This is a genomic window from Methanothrix thermoacetophila PT, from assembly GCF_000014945.1.
Classification (GTDB): domain Archaea; phylum Halobacteriota; class Methanosarcinia; order Methanotrichales; family Methanotrichaceae; genus Methanothrix_B; species Methanothrix_B thermoacetophila.
On sequence record NC_008553.1, the window covers coordinates 1 to 21,486 of the forward strand.

Annotated in this window: 23 protein-coding genes and 1 tRNA gene; 13 read left to right on the top strand and 11 right to left on the bottom strand. The window is 54.4% G+C overall.

Translation table 11 applies throughout. From position 1 onward, the window contains the following. Nucleotides 1-99 precede the first annotated feature (99 nt). Nucleotides 100-1,020: a quinolinate synthase NadA gene (gene nadA, locus MTHE_RS00005; RefSeq protein WP_011695205.1), complete on the bottom strand. Its 921-nt coding sequence runs from the start codon at nt 1,018-1,020 to the stop codon at nt 100-102. Nucleotides 1,021-1,245: 225 nt separating this feature from the next. Between nadA and MTHE_RS00010 the strand changes: the two genes are divergently transcribed. Beyond that, a tRNA-Val gene (locus MTHE_RS00010) sits at nt 1,246-1,319 on the top strand. Nucleotides 1,320-1,965: 646 nt separating this feature from the next. Here MTHE_RS00010 and MTHE_RS00015 read toward each other — a convergent pair. The 7 genes from MTHE_RS00015 to MTHE_RS00045 all read right to left on the bottom strand — a co-directional run bounded on the left by MTHE_RS00015 (nt 1,966) and on the right by MTHE_RS00045 (nt 7,410). Beyond that, entirely contained in the window at nt 1,966-2,574 is a 609-nt protein-coding gene (locus MTHE_RS00015; protein WP_011695206.1) for a DUF5803 family protein, read from the bottom strand. Between the two features lie 43 nt (nt 2,575-2,617). Next, nucleotides 2,618-3,616: an RNA 3'-terminal phosphate cyclase gene (gene rtcA / locus MTHE_RS00020; protein WP_175265969.1), complete on the bottom strand. Its 999-nt coding sequence runs from the start codon at nt 3,614-3,616 to the stop codon at nt 2,618-2,620. An 11-nt stretch (nt 3,617-3,627) separates the two neighbouring features. Continuing rightward, the gene (locus tag MTHE_RS00025) at nt 3,628-3,903 is read right to left on the bottom strand and encodes a DNA-directed RNA polymerase subunit L (RefSeq protein ID WP_011695208.1); all 276 of its coding nucleotides are present in this window, start codon (nt 3,901-3,903) and stop codon (nt 3,628-3,630) included. Between the two features lie 10 nt (nt 3,904-3,913). Next, nucleotides 3,914-4,507: an exosome complex RNA-binding protein Csl4 gene (locus MTHE_RS00030; protein ID WP_175265625.1), complete on the bottom strand. Its 594-nt coding sequence runs from the start codon at nt 4,505-4,507 to the stop codon at nt 3,914-3,916. Continuing rightward, on the bottom strand, nt 4,476-5,105 hold the full coding sequence (locus MTHE_RS00035; protein WP_011695210.1) for an METTL5 family protein: 630 nt from the start codon (nt 5,103-5,105) through the stop codon (nt 4,476-4,478). Before MTHE_RS00035 ends, MTHE_RS00030 begins: the two co-directional genes overlap by 32 nt. A 121-nt stretch (nt 5,106-5,226) precedes the next feature. Beyond that, nucleotides 5,227-6,981 carry a ribosome biogenesis/translation initiation ATPase RLI gene (locus MTHE_RS00040; protein ID WP_011695211.1) on the bottom strand — a complete coding sequence of 585 codons (1,755 nt, stop codon included), beginning with the start codon at nt 6,979-6,981 and terminating at the stop codon, nt 5,227-5,229. A gap of 9 nt (nt 6,982-6,990) precedes the next feature. Next, entirely contained in the window at nt 6,991-7,410 is a 420-nt protein-coding gene (locus MTHE_RS00045; protein WP_011695212.1) for an EMC6-like membrane protein, read from the bottom strand. A 597-nt stretch (nt 7,411-8,007) separates the two neighbouring features. Here MTHE_RS00045 and MTHE_RS00050 point away from each other — a divergent pair. The 9 genes from MTHE_RS00050 to MTHE_RS00090 all read left to right on the top strand — a co-directional run bounded on the left by MTHE_RS00050 (nt 8,008) and on the right by MTHE_RS00090 (nt 14,032). Beyond that, the gene (locus tag MTHE_RS00050) at nt 8,008-8,286 is read left to right on the top strand and encodes a ubiquitin-like small modifier protein 1 (protein WP_011695213.1); all 279 of its coding nucleotides are present in this window, start codon (nt 8,008-8,010) and stop codon (nt 8,284-8,286) included. Continuing rightward, complete coding sequence (locus tag MTHE_RS00055; protein WP_011695214.1) at nt 8,287-8,682, top strand: molybdenum cofactor biosynthesis protein MoaE; 396 nt, start codon at nt 8,287-8,289, stop codon at nt 8,680-8,682. Beyond that, nucleotides 8,661-8,978, top strand: coding sequence for a divalent-cation tolerance protein CutA (cutA, locus tag MTHE_RS00060; protein WP_011695215.1), 318 nt, complete (start codon nt 8,661-8,663; stop codon nt 8,976-8,978). Before MTHE_RS00055 ends, cutA begins: the two co-directional genes overlap by 22 nt. Nucleotides 8,979-9,282: 304 nt before the next feature. Further along, on the top strand, nt 9,283-9,699 hold the full coding sequence (locus MTHE_RS00065; protein ID WP_175265626.1) for a YkgJ family cysteine cluster protein: 417 nt from the start codon (nt 9,283-9,285) through the stop codon (nt 9,697-9,699). A 403-nt stretch (nt 9,700-10,102) separates the two neighbouring features. Further along, nucleotides 10,103-11,386: a phenylacetate--CoA ligase family protein gene (locus MTHE_RS00070; RefSeq protein WP_011695217.1), complete on the top strand. Its 1,284-nt coding sequence runs from the start codon at nt 10,103-10,105 to the stop codon at nt 11,384-11,386. Between the two features lie 32 nt (nt 11,387-11,418). Then, a complete protein-coding gene (gene purE / locus MTHE_RS00075; RefSeq protein WP_011695218.1) occupies nt 11,419-11,802 on the top strand; it encodes a 5-(carboxyamino)imidazole ribonucleotide mutase in 384 nt (127 codons plus the stop codon). Nucleotides 11,803-11,855: 53 nt separating this feature from the next. After that, nucleotides 11,856-12,287, top strand: coding sequence for a universal stress protein (locus MTHE_RS00080; RefSeq protein WP_011695219.1), 432 nt, complete (start codon nt 11,856-11,858; stop codon nt 12,285-12,287). A gap of 369 nt (nt 12,288-12,656) precedes the next feature. Beyond that, entirely contained in the window at nt 12,657-13,691 is a 1,035-nt protein-coding gene (locus tag MTHE_RS00085) for a radical SAM protein (protein WP_011695220.1), read from the top strand. Nucleotides 13,692-13,729: 38 nt separating this feature from the next. Further along, on the top strand, nt 13,730-14,032 hold the full coding sequence (locus MTHE_RS00090) for a DUF2551 domain-containing protein (protein ID WP_011695221.1): 303 nt from the start codon (nt 13,730-13,732) through the stop codon (nt 14,030-14,032). Nucleotides 14,033-14,068: 36 nt separating this feature from the next. Here the strand turns inward: MTHE_RS00090 and MTHE_RS00095 are convergent, their stop codons facing one another. Continuing rightward, complete coding sequence (locus MTHE_RS00095) at nt 14,069-15,562, bottom strand: B12-binding domain-containing radical SAM protein (RefSeq protein ID WP_011695222.1); 1,494 nt, start codon at nt 15,560-15,562, stop codon at nt 14,069-14,071. A 401-nt stretch (nt 15,563-15,963) separates the two neighbouring features. On the opposite strand from MTHE_RS00095, the gene MTHE_RS00100 reads away from it, so the two are divergent. The 3 genes from MTHE_RS00100 (at nt 15,964) to MTHE_RS00110 (ending at nt 18,992) form a co-directional block, all read left to right on the top strand. Further along, on the top strand, nt 15,964-17,475 hold the full coding sequence (locus MTHE_RS00100; RefSeq protein WP_011695223.1) for a homocysteine biosynthesis protein: 1,512 nt from the start codon (nt 15,964-15,966) through the stop codon (nt 17,473-17,475). Beyond that, nucleotides 17,472-17,858 (top strand): 4Fe-4S binding protein, encoded by a 387-nt coding sequence (locus tag MTHE_RS00105; protein ID WP_011695224.1) that lies wholly within the window; start codon nt 17,472-17,474, stop codon nt 17,856-17,858. The genes MTHE_RS00100 and MTHE_RS00105 overlap by 4 nt, the downstream gene beginning before the upstream one ends. Nucleotides 17,859-17,966: 108 nt before the next feature. Further along, nucleotides 17,967-18,992 carry a class I SAM-dependent methyltransferase gene (locus tag MTHE_RS00110; protein ID WP_175265627.1) on the top strand — a complete coding sequence of 342 codons (1,026 nt, stop codon included), beginning with the start codon at nt 17,967-17,969 and terminating at the stop codon, nt 18,990-18,992. Between the two features lie 80 nt (nt 18,993-19,072). On the opposite strand, the gene gatE is transcribed toward MTHE_RS00110, so the two are convergent. Both gatE and MTHE_RS00120 read right to left on the bottom strand, forming a co-directional pair. Further along, nucleotides 19,073-20,974, bottom strand: a complete 1,902-nt coding sequence (gene gatE, locus MTHE_RS00115) for a Glu-tRNA(Gln) amidotransferase subunit GatE (RefSeq protein ID WP_011695226.1) — start codon at nt 20,972-20,974, stop codon at nt 19,073-19,075. 25 nt (nt 20,975-20,999) lie between these two features. Beyond that, on the bottom strand, nt 21,000-21,227 hold the full coding sequence (locus MTHE_RS00120) for a histone family protein (protein WP_011695227.1): 228 nt from the start codon (nt 21,225-21,227) through the stop codon (nt 21,000-21,002). Between the last annotated feature and the right edge of the window lie 259 nt (nt 21,228-21,486).

A 21,486-nucleotide genomic window follows, 5' to 3' on the forward strand; every position in this document is an offset into this window, starting at 1 on the left:
CTGAACGACCGATCCTTAAAGCCAGAAGATCCTGGTTGTGTGCTCGGGCATCGAATAGCTGCAGGAGCCGATGCTCTGCGGATGCTAACTCATGAGTTCTCAGACTGCAAGCATCCTCTCTATTGCCCGTCTGGCCCTGACCGCTGTGGTCTGCGGGACCTCTACCCGTGGGGATAGCGTCTCAAGCGCCCGCAGGACCTTCTTCAGCGAGATCTTCTTCATATCCTCACATACAGCACCGCTGCTTAGCGGATAGAACATCTTCTCGGGATTCTCAGCGCAGAGCCTGTGGAGGATCCCGACCTCAGTTCCTATTATGAACTCATTCGCACCGCTGGCTCTGGCATGCTTCAGCATCCCCGATGTGCTGTACACTCCATCCGCCATATCTATTACCTCTGGCCTGCACTCAGGATGGACCAGAAGCTCAGCATCAGGATGCTTTTTCCTGGCCTCCGAGACATCAGATGCGGTATACCTGTCGTGGACGTAGCAGTATCCGTCCCAAGGGATTATCCTCTTATCGGTATGCCGGGCGACGTAAGCTGCGAGGTTCCTGTCCGGTATGAACAAAATCTCGTCAGCATCCAGTGCATTCACGACCTGCACACCATTTGCGGATGTGCAGCAAATATCACTCTCCGCCTTGACATCAGCTGAGGAATTGACATAACAGACCACTGCAGCATCAGGGTGCTTCTCCCTCAGCGATCTGACATCATGTGGTGAGATCATCTGCGCCATCGGGCAGCAGGCACTTGTGTCCGGATGTATCACGATCTTCTCTGGAGAGAGTATTGCTGCGGTCTCCGCCATGAAGTCCACGCCGCAGAAGACGAGTACCTTGCAGTCGATTGTGGCAGCGGCCCTGCTCAGCTCCAGGGAGTCGCCGGTCAGATCCGCGATGTCCTGCACGTCACCCGGCTGGTAGTTGTGCGCGAGTATGATGGCATTCCTTTCAGATTTCAGCCGCAAGATCTCCTTCTCAAACATAATAGTCCGGATCTGGTGATAGGTCATTGTTTAAAAATCTGCTGTCAACCCCTACATGCAGCGTCCTGGTACTTCATGTATAAAATGCCGAGTGGTGCTCTGCAGTCTCCGATCAGACATGTCCGAATAAGAGCTTAAGCCAGAAGCCGGGCCTTACTGCTTTTGGATGTTCTGAGACACTAATCCTTATTCGGACAGGTCCCTCCGATCAAGGGCAAGGTACTAATAATTGGTCGTACCTCTCTGCATTGAGGGCCCGTGGTCTAGGTGGTTATGACATCGCCTTCACACGGCGGGGATCACGCGTTCGAATCGCGTCGGGCCCACTGCCCACAAAGCTCTTCTCGAAATACATCAGAAATGCACTTTCATAGTGCTGGGGTGCAAGGGGTAGCTGATACCCCGTTCTTCGGGACGGGGAGGAGCGTACTCCACACGGTAGACGAAATCTTTACGCTGAATATTATCTCCTGAAATCTTCTCCGACCTAACAAGACACTCTTTACGGAGAAACGGTTTCGAGCAGGAATGACGAGAGGCATCTCAGAGCACTCTGAATCCGCAGCAATGCGGAAGCTGAAACCTGCATTTGAGGCTAGGAGTGTCTCTCCGGGTCGCTGCTCTTCGGAGCTCTATTTGTAAAGCCGTCGAATCCTATCGACGGAGCCGAGGCCCAGTAGAAGAATCATGTTTGAGTATCCACATGGCGCCAGCTCTCCTCCGCACGCTGGATTATGAGTGCGCCAGAGGTAGAAGATTCCGCATGGCGCCAGGGACAAGCTCCGATCTTCAGGCAGGAGTAGTTGACTGAAGGCTCATCCGTGTGATTCGGCGGGCTGATGAGCTTGAATAAAGAGGCGAAGACGTTTGATGTTAGGGTAATCCGAGATCGATACTCAAACGATTCAACCACATGAGCCCCTGTGGTTGGGATGTACGCAGGAGAGAGACTTGAAGTGGTGGCGCTTCCGCCTACTTCAGACCTCTCCGCATCGCCTCGAGCTTTTTTATACTGGAGTAGTAGCCAGCTGCCAGGAATATCCCAGCAGCCAGGAGGAGGACAAAGAAGTAGCCGAGTATCTGTGGAGCGTCATTTCTGTAGAATCCCACCTCGACGATGGATTCCCTCTCGAGCCTCCAGACAACAACTGTGCGGTTCTCATGGAAGATCTCATACGGCTCAGGTCTTGGAATGCCAAGAGCCCTGGCGCCAGTTGTGTAACCCTCCGGAATCGCGACAACGACAGTTCCGTTGAGAACGATTGGAGATATAAACTGCTGTCCCCTCAATGGCGCCTCGTATCTCAAAATGCCTGATACCGGGGAGTCAGCAGTGATCCTGTACCTGTAAACACCCCTCCAGAAGCTCTCCTCCACGCTGCATCTTGCAGTATGCGAATTGTGGATCACAGATATGTTCTCAATTCTGGCTATCGCCGTGATGTTGAAGATCTTTCCGGATACAGGCTGCTCTATCACAGCTTTTCCTTCAGCCAGATCGATGACCGTAGCATTGTTCAGCTCAATGGACCGTGAGCCGGAGGTGAGGATGAGAAGAGACAGGGCAAGCGCGAAAAGCACTGTGCGATCGAGGCGGGATGATGAACATCGTGACCTGGTATGATCACCCTGATCCAGTGCTGTGTATCCTGAAGACCTCACCCTCATCGATATCTATCCTGCATCTGAGGATCCTCTGGGCCGTCCAGATGTTTGTTCTGGTGTGGCTTGAGATCTCACGTGTCGTGTACTCACCGCCAGCGAGCGCGATGTACGGTATGAGCTGATCCGCGAGATGAACATCAACCGATGCTTTGGATTTTAACTCATCAATAAGAGCTTTCGCAGCCTCCCTTCCGACATCCTCTGCACGCACGCCTCTCTCGCCGAGCGCGCTCGATCCCCTGAACCCGGACCAGAGCGTTATCCCGCTGCCAGGAGACGACGAGCTCATGGTCTGGATATCTATTCTTGCATCGTACCCTTTTTCCTTTAGCAGCTCGAGTGCAGCATCAGCCTGACGCCTTGCCACATGCTCCGGGAGGGAGCCACAGTGTGATATCCCACAGATACCCTCTTCGATTAGTTCCAGCCTGGCGGGCCTGAGCCTGGACGGCCTGGTGCTCAGCACCACCACCCCTCCCCCTCTCGGATAGTATCCGCGCCGCTCGCACCTGAATGTGGCAGTGACTCCAAAAAGATGCATCGCTGGAAGTGCCACATGCTCCAGGTAGTCAACAGTCGGGCTCCATCTGACGTCTGTGCCGCCCCTGACCGTTACTGTCACAGGTCCCTCAGCTGCAGTGAGCGCCGGAAGCAGGCACTGTATCAGGAGTGTGACGCTTCCCGCAGTGCCTATATCCACATCATAGCTTCCTGCAGATATCCTGCCCGGGATGAACTCTATCTCCTCAGATCCGAGATGCACTCCTCGCGTCTCAGCCCTAGATATCTGCGCCAGGGCCTCGATTGCCCTGACATGCTGCGCTGCAAGCCCGGGCCTTGGCCTGTTACGGCGGATGTTCTTTATTCTGACGGGAATGCCGGTGAGGGTGGAGAGAGCCACAGATGTCCTCACGATCTGGCCGCCGCCCTCACCATACGAGCCATCGATCTCTATCATCTGCGGCTTATTCATCTCACTGCTTCTTCATACTCTCGCAGAAACTCGTCGCAGAGATCCGCAATCCGGGCGGATGCATCTCTGATAACATCAAGAGGATCCACGCCCCTCGTCTTTAGCCTGAAGACTGGGTTGTCCATTATCGGAAACTTCGCGTCGTAGGTGGCTATCACAACCCTCTCATCCTCAAGTAGCTCGCTTCTCAGGAGGTTGAGCAGCGTGTGCCGCTCCCCTTCAAACTCTATCCTGAGCTCATCCTCAGTCTTCTTCAGAACCTTCAGATTCAATGCATGCCCCCTAAACAAGACCTGTGCCGTAGTAGGTGCTCAGCTTTCTCATCTCAGTGCGCTTGCATTCAGGACATTCCAAACGGCTGTCTTTTTTTACAAGAGGTGTCGTGCAGCTGCTGCAGTAAGCCTTTATCACTCCCATATCATCTGGCTCGGTCGAGAGCCGCATCTGTCTCGCATCTATCACTTTCGCCCTGACGATATCCCTCAGGCCGAACATCTGCTTCAGGTCCTTGACATATGAGCTCTTCACGTTTGATATGTGTATGGTTGCGTCCAGCTCCGGAAGCGGCCTGGATTCGTAGCCCTTCTTGAATGCGAGCGCCAGTATCACGAGATTCTCTTTTATATCAACAACCTCTCCGACGACGATATCCCCGTTCTCCACTCTGGGCAGGGCGTTGCTTCTCGGTATCACACTCACAAGGCGGCTCTCGGGGTCGATATCGACCACACCGGTGGTTGAGGCATATATGTTGCCCCCGAATACATATGTATCGTGCCCAGGGACGAACTCCTCAGCCGAGCCTATCCTGTCGCCTGGAAGGACCAGGGCACCATCCATCTGCTTATACTTGAGTTCCTCGGTTGTGCCTGACATCTGACCACTGCTTGCACGCAATCCTATATAACTCAACCTCTATCCATTCCACGTCTTTCCTGTGAAACTCGAATGTTCTTTTAATTGGAATTCTTGCTTTGTAGACCTCCTCGACCCTGCAGGGAGAGACGAAGCTGCGAACGAAGTTCAGGCTTCCTGCATTGTGGATCGTGTATATAACATCCGCGATCTCCACCGCCTTCTTGAGAAACGCGCGATCGCCCCGGCTGGCGCGCTGTGCGCCGAAAGGCGGGTTCATGATGACGGTTTTCACCCTGCGAAACGCGATACGCTCGATATCCCCCAGGATGAAGTCCACGTGGACGCCAAGCATCTCAGCATTCTCACGCGCGATCCTCAGCGCCTGGCGATCGATATCCACTCCATATGCCATAGCTCCCAGAAGCGCGGCCCCTATCGCCAGGATGCCTGTGCCACAGCCGAGATCGATGACCTGCGAGAGCTCTCCCCTCATGTAAGCAATGTAGAGCAGATCTGATGCGAGCGATGGTGGAGTCATGTACTGCTCCATCGCTGCTGAAGGGCTCGGGAACCCTCTTACATGCTGGAGCAGGATCTCAAGCTGTTTCTTTCTCATCACAACAGGTGTTCTATAGCGTCATATTTAGCTGAGAGCCCCGGGTTACTCACCGGCCTGCAGATCTTCATCCGGTAGGACCTCATATGACGGGACCTTCGCAGCCCATCGCCCTCCCACATCAGCTCAGCGCGTAGTAATATTCCCCCATCTCCCGCTGAGCCCTGTCTAGCTTTGATCCCGGCTTGTTCACCCTCGGCCTCTTTGTATCCTCATCACGCCTGAATGTTATACCGATCGCTGAGAGGAACTTGTTCATCCCCTCACGCATATCGCATGGAGGGTTTGCGATTCCCCTCACACCTGGTTTGCCCTCAAAGACTATCAGCCTCTCGGAGAGCATATCTATCAGATAAATATCATGATCCACGACCACGACAGAGCGCTCGGTTGACTCCGCAAACCGTCTCATGACCCTCGCGGCCATCATCCTCTGCTCGACGTCAAGATGTGCAGACGGTTCGTCCAGCAGATAAAGATCTGCGTCCATGCTCAGGCATGCTATTATTGCGACCCTCTGGAGCTCACCGCCGCTCAGCTCTGTCATGCTCTGATCAAGGAGCCGATCGAGCGCCAGCGGCTTTACGAACTCAGACTGATAGTAGCTGCTGTCGAAGTCGGGAGTTATGCTTCTGAGCAGAGCCTCCACTGTGACATCGGATTCGGCCTTCAGGTACTGAGGCTTGTAGGAGATCTTGAGCTTTGCATCTATCCTGCCATTCGTGGGCTTCTCTATGCCACCCAGGATCTTTATGTATGTCGATTTCCCTATGCCGTTCGGACCCAGGATCCCCACGACCTCGCTTCTCCTTATAACACCAGGCATCGCTGATAGCTCAAATCCATTGTAGCTCTTGGAGAACTCCCCGTACTCCACAAGAACCGGCACGTCCTTCTCATCTCTTGGAGCGTGGACCTCGAACTCTATGCTCTCCGAGCGTATACGGACGTTCTCCTCTGGCAGGAATCCTCTCAGATACTGGTTTATTCCGACCCTGATTCCTTTCGGCCTGGTTATGACGCCGTAGGCTCCCGGAGTTCCGTAGGCGAGATGAACACTTTCCGCAAGCAGATCCAGAAGCGCGAGGTCGTGCTCGACGACCATCACAGCTTTATTAGAGGCGAGATCCTGGAGCATCCTCGCGGCCAGGATCCTCTGGTTGATATCAAGATATGGACTGATCTCATCGAAGAAGTAGAAATCCGCATCACGCGCGGCTGTTGCTGCGATGGCCACCCTCTGCAGCTCGCCGCCGCTGAGGCTGTCTATCTCGCGGTCCAGCAGATGACTCAAGCCGAGACGATCTACGAGTGCGTCGAGCTCCCCCCTCTCATTCGTCCTCTTCAGAAGCTCCCTGACTGATCCTCTGTAGCTTTTTGGTATCCTGTCGATATACTGCGGCTTGTATGCAGTCCTCACGCCCTTCTCAGCGACCTTCTTGAGGTAATCGCCAATCGCTGAGCCTGCGAACCTCTCGAGAACTTCATCCCACGTGGCATCTTTTCCGAGATTCGGTCTCAGAAGTCCCGAGAGTATCGCAACCGCTGTCGACTTTCCTATGCCGTTCGGCCCCAGAATGCCTGTGACCTTTCCCTCGACCGGTATTGGCAGGCCGTAGAGCGCGAAGCCGTTGCTGCCGTAGCGGTGCACAGGTGCACCAATCTCCTCAGGCAGGTTTGTTATCGTTATCGCGCCGAACGGGCATTTCCTCACGCATATCCCACAGCCCACGCAGAGATTCTCTGTAATAACAGGCTTGTCATCAACGAATACTATCGTCTCATCTCCTGTGCGCACGGGCGGGCAGAAGTACTCGCACTCCCTGGCGCACTTCCTCGGCTGGCACCTGTCTCTGTTGACAACAGCTATCCTCATGAAGACACCTCAGTTCAGAAGTATGGTCCAGGTCACGGCCCAGAGATCTACCACAATAAACTCGACGTAAAACCAGTCCTTTCCCTTGAACGCGAGGACGTCTATCCCTATAAGCGGGTAGATGAATCTCTGCACTATCGTTGTGATGAGTATCAGGTTCAAAAGGATAAAATGCCACTCCACCCTGACCCCACCAAGCATCATATCGGTTCCTGTACCGAGAATATAGTAGCACAGAATTCCGGAGATTATCCCGAGGATCGAAGGGACAAGCGTCTTCTTTATACCCTCTATCTGCGCCTTCCTTCGCTCCTCAGGCGTCTTCTTTTTCAAGACCTTCTTGACCTCTTTCTGGGTCTCAGGAGGTTTTTGGGGGGGCTCCTTCCGGCCGGTCTCCCTGCTCTTCGCCTTTTTCTTTTGCTTGGCCATCGGAGACTCAGAGCTGCCCTCATACGATAATAGCGTTTTGGTCAGGTGGATGTTCCTGTCCGAATAAGGATTGTCTCAGCCATCCAAAGCAGTAAGGCCCGGATTTCTGGATTAAGCCCACTATTCGGACACGTCAAAGTGGATGGATGTCACGCTTACAGATAAAAAGCCAGAGCACATTTAAATGGTAGCGGGGCGCAAACTCCTTCAGAGCAAGCCCGTACGAAGAGATAAATGTGAGAGGGGTTATGAGGTACTGATGAGAGGAAATTGCTTGCAGCTCCAGTCGTGACCCGGCGAAGGATCCGATCAAACTGTTGGGGTATGCGCTGGACGCCCTGCAGGCATCTTTACAACAAAATTGTGGCTTTAAAGAATGCGAGCATGGGAATGATGCCATTACACCTCCCAACGCCGGCGAGACTCATCTGCCTGGAACAGGTTTAAAGAATGCGAGCATGGGAATAATGCCATTACACTCTGATGCAGGAGAGCGCGGCTTTCTGCAACTTTGAGCACCCGAGAGGTTATGTGCATCGAGAGAGTCGGTGTAAGTCGAAGTGCAGAAAGCCCCGCTATTCAAAGGGAAAGGTCACTATGAGGATAAAGATCAGGGCATTTGCAAGCTTCAGGGAGATTCTGGGGAAAGAGATGATGGTCGAGATCGAGAGCGGATCTAATGTATCGGATCTCATAAACCACCTCTGTGAGATCAAGCCAGACCTCAGAAGGGCTCTCTACTCAGACACAGGGGAGCTCAGGGACTACTTCATAATCATGCTCAACAGGAGAAGGCTGAATATGCCTGAAGATCTCGGGGCGGCACTCTCTGACAACGATGAGGTGGCTATATTCCCACCTGTGGCAGGTGGTTGATTGATATCAGATAGCGAGATCGATCTGGAAGAGATTCTCGGCAGATCAATAAACCCCGATTACGGCGCAGTGGTCGCATTTATCGGCGTTGTCAGAGCTGATCCGGGTGTCCTAGGCATGGAGGTGGAGGCGTATGATGAGGCTGCTCTGGAGGAGCTCAAAAGGATAAAGGAGGAGGCGATCGCCCGCTTCGGCCTATCCTTTGTGGATGTTGTGCACAGGAAGGGCCGCCTATTGCTTGGTGAAGTTATCGTTGCGGTGGTATGCGCATCATCTCATCGAAAAGAGGCATTCCAGGCATGCGAGTATGTTATCGATGAGCTGAAGAGAAGGGTTCCGATGTGGAAGAAGGAGCTGACTGAGGAGGGAGGTAGATGGGTGAAAGGAGATGCATGATGGTAATAACCACAGCTCCTCCCGGAGATGCGGATAGAATAGCTTATACCCTTGTGGAGGAGCGTCTGGCCGCGTGTGTCAACGTGATCCCTGTCAGGTCGCATTTCATCTGGGAGGGGAAGATCTCCAGAGAGAAAGAGGAGATGCTGTTCGTGAAAACAACACCTGATGCGGCAGAAAGAGTCCGCAGACGGATCCTGGAGCTTCACAGTTACCAGCTGCCTGAGATCATAGCTCTGGAGATCGCAGACGGTCATGAGCCCTATATGAGATGGATCCACGAGTCCGTGCAGTGAGCATGGTGATAGGGGATAGCAATGTGCAAACTCAGGTCTTCAGGCCGGAGAGGATAGTCAGGACTGATGTTCTTAGGAGAACAGTATCCAGATTCAATCATAACGCGCAGGGGATGGAGTTATCGTCCTCTGAGTCTCCAGGCGTTCGAGCAGCCGGCCCTCTGCGCACCGTTCGCATCATGGGAACCCCAAGCGCGAGAGTATCAAACCTCTCTTTAGAAGGAAAAAACACCCATGACCCAAGGTCACCCATGTGGATGAAAATGGACCTTTGCGAAAACCATTTTCATACCAATTGACGGGGATGGTGCATATCACAAAGCAGAACCCGGAACCGTGGTATCGCGAAGGTCTGAGATTCGAGTGCATTCGGTGTGGCAGGTGCTGCAGGAGCCAGGGCATAGTCTGGGTCTCCCCTGAAGAGTGCAGCGCAATCGCGGATTTTCTTGGCGTTTCTCAGGATGTGCTCATCCGAGATTACCTTCTGGAGTGCGAGCATGGTTTCGTCTTGAGAGACCATCTGGATATGAGCTGCGTGATGCTTCAGGGGGATCGCTGCATCATATATCCAGCACGGCCTCACCAGTGCAGGAGCTATCCCTTCTGGGCAGAGATACTGGAGAGCAGGGATGCTTGGCTCTCAGAGGCATCCAGATGCCCGGGCATCAATCGAGGCCGCCTCTGGAGCTTCAGGGATATAAGAGAGAGAATGCTGAAGTAGATCCCTGGCGCATGCGAATTCACCTCGGGTTGTTCTCCTGTAGTTGAGCTCACAAGCATGCGATGTTTTGATACTATGAGAGTGCATGCTGCATCCCTACAGCCTGCTGTTATTCTGGACACACGAGATGCCCAAGCACAACCCATGCACCACTGCTGTCTGTCACCATTACGGACCTGTCCAAATAGATCTGGTGTTTCCGACCTGTGGAAGGCGATAAAGTCCAGATTTCTGGCCTCAGCTCTTATCCGGACAGGTCCACTATATTACAACCGCAACTGTTAAATCAGATTCTCCGCATCCGCAGCCTTGATTGCACAAAGTTGTACATGGTTGTCAAAAACCTAGAAGATCTACCGATCTTCAGACAACAGATCGGAGACGGTTAGCAGAAGTGATGTGAATGAGGTTCGGTTACCATAATGAGAAGCTCGAGACCGCTTCCAGAGAGAAGTTGCGGGATATCCAGACGAAGGGGCTCCGCAGAACCGTGCGTCACGTTTACGAATCGAATCCTGTATACAGGAGACTCTTCGATGCTCACGGCGTCTCGCCTGAGGAGATAAAAACTCTGGATGACCTCCAGAGGCTCCCGATGACTAACAAGGAGCTGCTCAGAGAGAACTACCCTCTCGGGCTGAGCTGTGTCCCTAGGGATTCGATCGTGGAGATGCACATGTCGAGCGGCTCCACAGGGACCCCTGTGATAATGCCCTACACCGAGGGAGACCTCGCGCAGTGGGCGGAGTGCATGGCTAGGTGTTACATGATGTCTGGAGCCAGAAGGGGTGACGCTGTGCAGATCACGCCGCTCTTCGGCCTGTTCAACGGCGGCTTCGGGATGTATCATGGCGCAAGGGCCGCAGGCCTCTTTGTCATACCTGCAGGCCCCGGAAACACTGTAAGACAGATCAAGCTCGCTAAAGATCTCAAGACAAGAATCATCACCGGGGTTGTGAGCTACGGTGTGCGCCTGATAGAGGTGATGAACGAGCTCAATGAGGAGCTGCCGGATCTCGAGATAGGGATATTCGGGGCGGAGACGTTCTCGGATGCTATGAAGAGGCGGATCTCCACAGGTCTCGGCGTGGAAGTCTTCGATATCTATGGAATGACTGAGACGGGAGGCGTTGGAACCCTCGGGATGGATTGTGCTGCACACGATGGCATACACGTCTGGGAGGACCATTACATCGTGGAGATTGTGGATCCAAAGACAGGAGAGCCTGTGGAGGATGGTGAGACCGGGGAGCTTGTCGTGACCTCGATCACAAGAGAGGCGCTTCCCGTGATACGTTTTCGCACAGCTGACCTCACCAGAATCATCTCGAGGGAGCGTTGCGACTGCGGCAGAACGCACATCAGGATAGCGCCCATTACAGGCAGGATTGACGACATGCTCATCGTGAAGGGCGTGAACTTCTTCCCGAAGCAGGTCGAGCAGGCGCTGATGCAGATCCCTGGTATCGGAGCGAACTACCAGATCATCGTCGAGGATATTGATGGCGTCAAGGAGATCAGGATCAATGTCGAGGCTGAGCCAGGGGTGACTGGATACATTGTTGAGAAGGCTCTTAAGGAGGCTCTCGGCTTCAGCCCGAAGGGCGACGTCTTCCCCATCGGATCCCTCCCGAGAACAGAGGGCAAGGCCCAGAGGGTCATACACAGGAAGCGTCAGACTGGATAAAATTCATCTTCACAGCAGAGCTCTGAGAGTGCATGCCAGATGTATCGATAATCTCAGGATCAAGGTCAGATCAGCATATCGTGGACAGAATTCTGAGAGTGCTGGATGAGCATGGGGCGAGCTACGAGCACAGGGTGATCTCTGCGCACAGGAACCCGAAGGAGCTCGATCAGTATATAGAGAGCTCGAATGCGAGGGTCTTCATAGCTGTTGCCGGAATGTCAGCTGCACTTCCTGGAGCTGTGGCCGCCAGGACCGAGAGGCCTGTTATAGGCGTGCCGGTGAGCGGGAAGCTTCTCGGAATAGACGCGCTTCTCTCCATAGTCCAGATGCCTCCCGGAGTGCCTGTGGCCTGTGTCGGAATAGATGCAGGAGAGAATGCCGCATTACTGGCCCTGCGGATGCTAAAATCCTGAAGATAGCTATTTATACCAAGTCGTTGATAGAGACCACAAAAGGTGGGATTAGGATGTACAAGCGTATTTTGATCGCCACAGATGGCTCCGACAAGTCCAGACTGGCTGCGGAAGAGGGGCTTGAGCTTGCGAAGGCTCTGGGTGCGGAGGTCCTGGCGCTTTACGTGGTCAACGAGGTCGTCATAGCGAGCGCTGTAAGGCAGCTGGGTGCCGACAAGAAGGAGGTCGAGGCCAAGCTGCAGAGGCAGGGCGAGAAGGCCCTGGATGACATAAAGGAGATGGGCGAGAAGCTAGGCGTCAAGGTCGAGACTGTCATAAGGATTGGTGCGCCCGCAAATGTCATCATAGATGTGGCCAGAACCGAGAACATCGACTGCATCGTGATGGGAAGCCACGGCGAGAGCGGCGTGTCGAAGCTTCTCATAGGCAGCGTGGTCCAGAAAGTCTTATATTGGGCAACAACTCCTGTCCTGGTAGTGAGATAGATGACTGGCGGAGAGTTCGTCATAGCCGATTCGATGGTGTTTGGCGCATTTGCAGTTGTGTTTGTCGTTGGTACGCTCCTAGCCTATCTGGTTATAAGTCTGATAGGCGGGAGCTGAGGAGAGGCGCGCGTCTGAAGACAGCCGCCTCATGTCACTGTTTTTGATCAATTTTTATTGGAGGGCTGATCCGGACTGAATGCCAATTTGTTCTCTCCACGTCCCTCATCTGCGGAGCAGCTGGCGATCTGGCGCGCGGAAGAGGCTGCTGCCGGGATGAAAGCGGCGACGAAAGTTACAGAAGGAGATCGTTCAGTTACAGTTATTCACCTTCGCACGGCAATCCACTCATAAAATGCATATGATGATAGTATGCCTGAGAAATGGGTTCACGACGCTACAGGATCGTTTCACAACTACCTCCCTCCAGGATGTGAGATATGCAGGCAGGGTGCATCCCTGGTCCTGTTCGTGACGGGTGTATGTACCAGAGGGTGCTTCTACTGCCCGCTCTCTGTGGAGCGAAGGGGCAGGGAGATTATCTTCGCGAATGAGCGGATCGTCTCATCTCCGAAGGATATCCTGGAGGAGGCACGGGCGATCGATGCCCTCGGCACAGGCATAACCGGCGGAGAGCCTCTGTTCAAGCTGGATCTGGTTCTGGACACAATTCGCATGCTGAAAAGGAATCTGGGAAGCGAGCATCACATCCACCTCTACACGGGAATCGTGCCTGGGGAGAGCGTGCTTTCAAAGCTTCGCAAGGCAGGTCTGGACGAGCTGAGGATTCACCCCGATCCCGAGCAGGAGGACGTCCGCCTTGTAGGAGTACTCAAATCCGCGAGGAACCTCGGGATAGAGGCTGGCGTGGAGATCCCGGCGATCGCACCTGCACCGTGGATCGCAGAGGCTGTGCAGAGCGCCGGTGCTTTTCTCAACATAAATGAACTCGAGTTCTCCGAGACGAATGCGGATATGCTCAGAGCCAGAGGATTCAGGGTGAATCCGAACTCGTGCGCCGCGATCGGGAGCGAGTCGATCGCCAGGTCGTTCATGCATTACGGGATAAAGCTCCACTACTGTTCCTCCGTCTTCAAGGATTCCGTCCAGCTCAGGGAGAGGCTGAAGCGGCGCGCTGAGAGGATCAGGAGGGCGTTTGATATCGTGAGCGATGATGGCACTTTATTGACAGGCATCATCCTCGCTTCGGATCTCCAGGCTGCGATCAGAGTCCTTGAGAATCTGGGTGTCCCGGAGAGCATGTACGAGCTCGCGGATAATGGGATAGAGATCGCGGCCTGGATACTCGAGGAGATCGCAGATGAGGTGAGGCAGATCGGATCTCCTCAGATAGTTGAGAGGTATCCAACAGAGGATGGGCTGGTCGTGGAGAGAATACCTTTATAAGCCATCGCATCCTTCTTTATGGCCGGTGAGCTTGCTGGATGGAGAGCGCTGAGGAGAGAATTCAGGAGCGGCTGAGGAATTATCTGAAGCGGGATGGTATAGGGATCAGAAAAGCAGTGCTGAAGTTGTTCTTGAGCGACTCGTCCTTTACGACTGAGGACATCTTCACGCACCTCGAGAAGGAGGGCTTCAATGTAAGCTATCGCGGTGTTTCTGCCATGGTCGGGCTAATGAACACGCGCCTGGGAATTCTCAGCATAGATGTATCCGGAGACCACAACGTGTACTCGTTGAAGAACGACCACAAGATGATAGTGAAATCGGTGCTGGAGAACTACTAGCTTCAGGCCATCCTCAGTCTGGATCGAAAATTTCTTTCAGTTTGGCGGTTCCCCCCTTTTCATTCTTCTCATGTATTTCTGGAGAATTATATCCGCTGCTATGTTGATCATACGCAGGCCGACATGCACCATTGGATTCGGCGTCATGCGCTCTTTGTATAAATTGTGAAGCTTCTTGAGATGTCTCAGGTTGTATTCCATGCATGTCCCGACCAGCTCCCAGTGCTCGGGAAGGGCGTTATCCTTTCCGAGTCCTTTGTAGCTGCCAAGCGATGTGCCAGCCATTGGTGTGAAGAAGAGCGGCAGCATCAGCCCTGTGTAATCCTTGAGCGACTCCACGAGCTCAGTGGTCCTGACAACATCATCAGCGGTCTCACCTGGCAACCCCAGAACCAGGCTGGCGACCGGCACCCAGTGCTCCTCGTGGAAGAGCGCGTAGCACTCCCTCACGATATCAGGCCACCGCTCCGGAGATTCTGGCAGCGCCTTCCTGGGCATGTGCATCTCCAGCATCCGACAGCTTCCGGTCTCGATCCCTATCCATGCTGACATGTATCTCTGATCGGTGCCTACACCCACAATCTCGGAGATCTCGCGGAGGAGGTCCATGGACTGATGTACAGTCGCCAGGCTGAGATGAGAGACGTCTATTGTGTGCGGGGAGAGCTCCTTGACGCTCCTGAAGAGCTCCAGCACCTTATCAGGCTCAGGGCGCATTCCCCTGGAGCCGTATGTGAAAACGTCCTCTGAGTGAAGGAGCACGTCCCTCATCCCCTCCCTCATATTCACCCTGACGTCCTCCAGGATGCTGGATACCGGCCGGTGTCTGAGCGATCGCATCGTCGGAGAGCAGAAGGCACAGCCCCGCCAGCAACCTCTTCCGATCTCGACTATGCCTGCTATCGTTGCACCCCTGTTCACCGGAATTCTGTCTCCGGCCACAGGTGTTCCCTCTATGATCCTAGGGGGGTTCTTTCCAGAGAGAATCGCCATGCACACCTCCGGGAACTTGCTCTCGCCCTCACCCAGGTAGATGTGATCGACGCCCACATCCTCATCAGCTAGCTCCCATGCGCCATTGCCCCCAACCACGATTACGGGATCATGTTTTTTTATCAGAGGGTGATTTATAAGCCTGAGAAAGCTGTGCCTGTTGTGGGGCGGGCCTTTGTTAATGATATCCTCGATCTCGCGGACGGCTATCTTCCCCATCGGATCGTCGTGTGTTATGCCCACGATCTCTGTATCGCTACCAATCGCCTTGTCGAGGTGATCTGGATGCGCGACCATGACCTCGTCCCTGGAGAAACCAGCTTCTAGCAGCGCAGCCTCCACCTTTCTCATGCCGCATGGCGCATAAACAGCCCTGCCATCCGGGTATGCCTTCACAGGAGGACAGAATAAAGATCTCAGGAGCCAGTCGGGCATGACTGCCCTGGGCATTATCGCGGCAAACCCGAGCAGGACACCCCCATGATATGAGGACATCATTGTACGGTCGCTTGTCAGGACGATCCTCTTTCCAGACATCTATAGAGACATCTCCGGATGTGGAATATAACCCTGTTCGTGCAGGAAACGTCTAGCACCAAAAAAAAAGCATTGGGCCGTGAATCGGATCATCTAACCAGCATGTGTCACCGCAGAATTGCGATCTGCTGTGCAGTGAATGCCGATTCCTGAAAATCCATTGAGTCCACTACTTCAGATCAATTGTCATGACGACCGCACAGATCTTTCATAATTTCACTGCGCTATTGTGTGTTCAGCAACTTAGAGGACATGTAGTACGGTTGCTGGATGCACTCATTCATTCTCCAAGAACGCATGCCGGGGCCATTGTCTTTCCAGGAAAGTCATTATATGGAGAGCGTTTCACTGGTGCCAGCCGATGAGATATCTTTTTATCGGAAAAGGTGCAAGCCCCAGCCGTGGAAGCAAAAAAATCGCTATCCGAGATCAACGAGCGGATACGTGACGGAAGCGTCAGGGTTGTGACCGCGGAGGAGATGCCCTCCATCGTCGAGGAGCTGGGGCCGGATGGCGCTGTGCGCGAGGTTGATGTCGTGACCACCGGCACCTTCGGGGCGATGTGCTCCTCTGGAGTCTTCCTGAACCTCGGTCACAGCGATCCGCCGATAAAGATCTCAAGGGCCTGGCTTAACCAGGTTGAGGCATACGGTGGAGTTGCTGCAGTCGATCTATTTCTCGGAGCGACCCAGCCATCTGAGGACAGGGGCATAGAGTATGGTGGGGCTCATGTCATAGAGGATCTCGTCTCCGGAAGAGCTGTGGACGTGATGGGCGAGGGCGTGGGCACAGACTGTTATCCCAGGATGGAGATCGAGACGACCCTGCATCTGGAGGACCTAAACCAGGCGCTCATGGTCAATCCAAGAAATGCTTATCAGAGGTACAACGCTGCCACAAACTCCTCCGACAGGACCCTTCACACGTATATGGGAACGCTTCTTCCACACTTCGGGAATGTCCATTACAGCGGCGCTGGCGTTCTCAACCCGATCTCCAACGATCCGGGATTCGAGTACATAGGGACTGGGGTCAGGATATTCCTCGGCGGCGCGCAGGGTTACATCGTTGGTCCAGGCACGCAGCACAGCCCCGGGACAGGCTTCGCCACGCTGATGGTCTCGGGAGATCTCAAGAGGATGAGCAGCGAGTTCCTGAGGGCGGCCACGTTCACAAAATATGGTCCGACGCTTTACGTTGGCGTTGGCGTCCCGATACCGATACTGAACGAGAGGCTCGCGCTGAGCACTGCTGTCAGGGACAGCGACATCACCGTTCCTGTTGTCGATTATGGTGTGCAGCGAAGGGACAGGCCTGTGCTGAAGAGCACGAGCTATGCGGAACTGAGGTCAGGTTTCGTGGAGATTAATGGAAAAGAGGTTCCAACCGCATCGCTATCAAGCTTCCACATGGCAAGAATGGTCGCGGGAACCCTGAAGAAGTGGATCGAAAGGGGGGAGTTCCTGCTGACGGAGCAGGCAGAGCCTCTCTCAAAGAGTGGCGTCAGCAGGCCGATGAAGCAGACGAAGGAGCTTCCCTACGTCGGGGATGTCATGAACAGGGATGTTGTTACAGTGGGCGAGAACATCAGCGTGCCTGAGGCAGCGCGCGTCATTGTCGGAAGTCGGTTCGATCATCTCCCCGTCGTCTCTGATGATGGAAAGCTCATGGGAATAATAACGACATGGGACATATCCAAGGCTGTTGCAAATGGCAACATCTCAAGAGTCTCGGAGATAATGACCAGGCGGGTGTATACGGCGACGCCGGATGAGCCGATAGAGCTGGCTGCGAGGACGATGGATATCCACAGCATCTCCGCGCTGCCGGTTGTGGATAAGGATAACCGCGTCATAGGGATGATAACAAGCAACGACTTGAGCAGGCTGTTTGCCGGGAGACGGTCGATATGAAGCTCATGCTCAGGGTCGCGCCAGGCATAGTCAGAAAGCCTCTGATCGCGTCCGTAATCTTGGAGACAGGAGCGCTCATAAACATCGAGAGGGCAAGCATAGATGCTGTCAGCGGCGAGATCGTCCTCGATGTCTCGGATGATAAATGCAAACAGGTGAAAGACGCATTCGAGCGCAGGGGTGTGGATGTTGTACTTCTAGAGATCCCTGTGATGAGAAACGAGGAGGAGTGCGTCCACTGCGGCGCATGCATCGCGATATGCCCCACCGGCACATTCAGATTCGACGACTGGAAGGTTGTAACTGATCCAGGAAAATGCATCCAGTGCGGTGCGTGCGTGACGGCCTGCCCCCATCGCGCACTGCAGCTCGTCCTGCGGTGACTGAAGGTATCATGATGCAGACGCTAGAAGGATCTGCCACCAGCAGATATGCTTGGACTTGATGCAGCTTCTCATGATATCGTCTCATGATTACAGTAGCGTGTTAAGATGTCTGAGCTCACGCCTGGATTGAAGGTGCCGCGCTCGATGGGCGAGCGGATACGGAGGGCCCTCATCGAGATGGGCGCTCTCGACAAGGGAAAGCGCATCCGCTCAGACGATTCTCACGTGTACATTCCAGTTCTTGATTCAATCAGTCCGGATGCGCTGAAGGGGCTTGCGGATGTCGAGATCGTCCACATGGAATTCGATGAGGATCGTAGGAGGATTACCGTTGAGGAGATCCTTGGCAGAAGACCGAGCTTCGAGACCATCGGGGATATAGCAGTGGTTGAGGATGAGGAGCCTGAGAGATCTGCGGAAGCGATCATGGCAGTGCACCGGGGAATTCGCACTGTTCTCACCCCAATTTCAGATGTCGAGGGTGAGTTCAGGCTCCGCAGGTACAGACACGTAGCAGGCGAGATGAAGACGCTCACGATTCACAGAGAGCACGGCATCCGCTACAAGGTCGATCTCGAGCGCGCGTACTTCTCCCCGAGGCTCAGCACCGAGAGGCTCAGAGTCGCAGAGCAGGTGCGCCCCGGAGATCTTGTGGTGGATATGTTCGCAGGCGTGGGCCCCTTCTCGCTCCTCATGGCGAAACGTGGCGCCAGGGTGATCGCGATCGACAAGAATCCCTGCGCGGCAAAGCTCCTGAAGGAGAACGCGAGGATGAACCGCCTGGATGTGGAGATACGCGAGGGCGATGCTTCATCTCTCACAGAAGACCTCGCAGATAAAGCGGATCACGTCGTGATGAACCTGCCGCATTCTGCCTCTCTCTTCCTGACAGAGGCGATACGCACCGCGAAGAATGGGGGCGTGGTTCACTACTACACATTCGCCCCTGAGGACGATCTCTACAGGGATGTCAGGATCATAGAGGAGAAAGCCCGGGAGCTCGGGTGCAAGGCTGCTGTTACGTACAGGAGCGTAGTCAGAAGCTATGCGCCCAGGAAATACAACGTGGTCATCGACTTCATGGTGAAGAAAGATGCCCAACGAGGGCGATCCACCTCGATGGAGACATGACTTCAATGCCATCAGATGCCTGATGCCATCAGATGCCTGCATCACCGTCAGATCGCCTGAATGAGTTCATGAGTTGCGGATCAGACCGCCTTCCCGAGGATCGCATTTATCTCCTTCTTTATAAGAGCACTCACAGCCGCACCGTCTGCTTTGCCCCTCAGCTGCTCCATCGCGAGCCCCATGAGGGGCCCGATCGCGCGCTCACCTCTCTCCCTGACGAGATCAACCTTTGCGGAAACAATCTCATGGATGATTCTCTCGACCTCTGACGCGCCCAGGCTCATCAGACCTGCTGCCTCCGCCGCGCTCTCCGGATCTGCATCGGGGTTCTCAGCCATGGCCTTGAGGAGCGCGGGTATGCCTTCCTTTGCGATTCTCTTCTGAGAGAGGAGGTCGAAGCAGCCCATGAAATGCCTCTCGCTGAGCCTGTAAACCGGCACGCCATCCCTCGCAAGCTCGACAGGTGTGGACTCCAGTGAGCGCACGACGAGTGAGGGCTGTACTCTGTACACCCGCACGATCTCCTCGAAGAGCTGGTAATTGGATGAGGCTGCCATTATCCTGGCCTGCTCTGGGCTGAGCCCGTACTCCCTCTGGTACCTCTCAGCCCTCTCCACGACGAGCTCTGGAAGCCTGAGCCGCTCGACCATCTCTTTATTTACAACGACAGGCGGTACATCCGTCTCAGGGTACATCCTGGCGGATCCAGGAAGCGGACGCATGTACTCTGATGTGCCATCGGGAAGCGCTCTCCTGGTCTCCTCCGGCACGCCCGCAATGGCCTCGCGCGCGCGCTCAATAACAGCTTCTATCGCCTTTCTCGCCCTCTCGGGAGGCGCTGCCACCATCACCACAGCATCGCTCTCCTCGCAGCTCAGCAGGCTCCTGAGTGATGATACCTCCTCTTCTGTTATTCCATATGCTGGCAGCTCGTCGGTGTGGAATATGCCGCCGACACCCGCACGCTTCGCCCTGTCAGATAGCTCTGTGCCGAGGCGCCTCCCTGGCTGCACCTCTTTTCCAATAATCCCTTTGAAACCAGCAAGCTTCGTGGCAAGAACCGCGCCGCCGCTCTTGAGGGCCTTTGCGACGACCTTGGAGCGCGTGTTCGAGAACAGCCCGGTCGCATCGACGACATCTCCGCACACACGGGCGTTTCTTCTCCGGAGCTCATCTCTGATCTCGAGCAGCCTTACCTGGCGAATGACCTCAAGCTCGACGATCCTCTCTATCAGGTTCAGCTCCTGAACACCCTTGATCTCGACCCTAGCGCCTCCGGCGATCGATACGTTCACGTCCTGGCGTATCGTGCCGAGGCCGCGCTTGACCCGGCCTGTCGATCTGAGTATCATGCCGATGTGCTGAGCCACCTCTCTGGCATGCTGCGGAGAAACTATGTCAGGAGCGGTCCCGATCTCGACAAGGGGAATGCCGAGCCTGTCGAGAGAATACACCACCTCATCCCCGCGATCCTCGACTATCCTGGCGGCCTCCTCCTCCAGGCAGAGTATTCCTATGCCGACAGGCCCGCATGATGTATCTATGGATCCGCTGGACGCGATGAATGCGGTGCGCTGAAATCCAGATGTGTTCGAGCCATCTATCACGGTCTTGCGCATAGTGTGGATCTCATCGACGATGCGCATCTTTAGAAGACGTGCGATCACGAGGGCGATCTCAAGAGCCTCCCGGTTGAGCTCCCTTGGAGGCTCCTCATCTGCCTCCACAAGACATGTTGTGTTGTAGGATTTGTATACGAACCTCCTCGATACAAGTGTCTCCTCAAGAGCAGCCCTGTCGATCTCCCCGAGCTCGCTTCTCGCAGGCCTGAGGTACCTGAAGAACTCGAAGTTCGAGTCCTCCACCTCCCTGTGCACAGTCGGGCAGCTGCAGAAGAGCTTGCATCTGGTATCAAGCTGCTGATGGATCTCTATTCCGCAGACAAGACCAAGCGCACGATAGTCCATATCGGGATAGTCCATATCGGTGTTCTCTCCAATCGGGGTTTCATTCTCCCGGCTTGAGCGGTCTCACTCGCTTTGCAGCCTCTTTTATATCCTCTGCCCTCACAGTCTTTCGCTTCGCATGGTTTGCCCAGTCTATCGCCTCTTTTGCTATCTCGATGCCATAGTTCTCCAAAATCGATGCAAGCTCGATGCTTGCGTCCTCGCTCACCCTCTTGGCTCCGGCCATTCTTATCAGCCTGGCAACCGGGGCGACTGGAAGTACCGCCATTCTGCTCCCTCCTCGAGACCCTCGGCGCAGCTATTTCAACGCAGCCGAAAAGATCCCCTATTCGCATTCCGAGCTCTCTTCGATGCATATATACCTTTTCATCGGAATTTAAAAGCGATTTTCAAAAAGAGAGTTGTTTTCATCCGTCCTCTGCGGCATGTCATTTGTATGGATTGCCAATCTGAGGCGACCAGGGTCGCGGGCACGAATCGCCGAATTGAGATCCCAAGAATCAGCGTTCTCCGGCATGCACATGAAT

Coding starts and splice junctions, on each gene's coding strand:
- MTHE_RS00095 (WP_011695222.1), bottom strand. CDS start 15,562: ATGTCTGGAAAGAGGATCGTCCTGACAAGCGACCGTACAATGATGTCC.
- MTHE_RS00110 (WP_175265627.1), top strand. CDS start 17,967: ATGTCTGAGCTCACGCCTGGATTGAAGGTGCCGCGCTCGATGGGCGAG.
- purE (WP_011695218.1), top strand. CDS start 11,419: ATGCCAGATGTATCGATAATCTCAGGATCAAGGTCAGATCAGCATATC.
- gatE (WP_011695226.1), bottom strand. CDS start 20,974: ATGGACTATCCCGATATGGACTATCGTGCGCTTGGTCTTGTCTGCGGA.
- MTHE_RS00050 (WP_011695213.1), top strand. CDS start 8,008: ATGAGGATAAAGATCAGGGCATTTGCAAGCTTCAGGGAGATTCTGGGG.
- MTHE_RS00120 (WP_011695227.1), bottom strand. CDS start 21,227: ATGGCGGTACTTCCAGTCGCCCCGGTTGCCAGGCTGATAAGAATGGCC.
- cutA (WP_011695215.1), top strand. CDS start 8,661: ATGGGTGAAAGGAGATGCATGATGGTAATAACCACAGCTCCTCCCGGA.
- MTHE_RS00040 (WP_011695211.1), bottom strand. CDS start 6,981: ATGAGGATAGCTGTTGTCAACAGAGACAGGTGCCAGCCGAGGAAGTGC.
- MTHE_RS00080 (WP_011695219.1), top strand. CDS start 11,856: ATGTACAAGCGTATTTTGATCGCCACAGATGGCTCCGACAAGTCCAGA.
- nadA (WP_011695205.1), bottom strand. CDS start 1,020: ATGACCTATCACCAGATCCGGACTATTATGTTTGAGAAGGAGATCTTG.
- MTHE_RS00045 (WP_011695212.1), bottom strand. CDS start 7,410: ATGGCCAAGCAAAAGAAAAAGGCGAAGAGCAGGGAGACCGGCCGGAAG.
- MTHE_RS00105 (WP_011695224.1), top strand. CDS start 17,472: ATGAAGCTCATGCTCAGGGTCGCGCCAGGCATAGTCAGAAAGCCTCTG.
- MTHE_RS00070 (WP_011695217.1), top strand. CDS start 10,103: ATGAGGTTCGGTTACCATAATGAGAAGCTCGAGACCGCTTCCAGAGAG.
- MTHE_RS00090 (WP_011695221.1), top strand. CDS start 13,730: ATGGAGAGCGCTGAGGAGAGAATTCAGGAGCGGCTGAGGAATTATCTG.
- rtcA (WP_175265969.1), bottom strand. CDS start 3,616: ATGATAGAGATCGATGGCTCGTATGGTGAGGGCGGCGGCCAGATCGTG.
- MTHE_RS00030 (WP_175265625.1), bottom strand. CDS start 4,507: ATGTCAGGCACAACCGAGGAACTCAAGTATAAGCAGATGGATGGTGCC.
- MTHE_RS00035 (WP_011695210.1), bottom strand. CDS start 5,105: ATGAGAAAGAAACAGCTTGAGATCCTGCTCCAGCATGTAAGAGGGTTC.
- MTHE_RS00065 (WP_175265626.1), top strand. CDS start 9,283: ATGGTGCATATCACAAAGCAGAACCCGGAACCGTGGTATCGCGAAGGT.
- MTHE_RS00085 (WP_011695220.1), top strand. CDS start 12,657: ATGCCTGAGAAATGGGTTCACGACGCTACAGGATCGTTTCACAACTAC.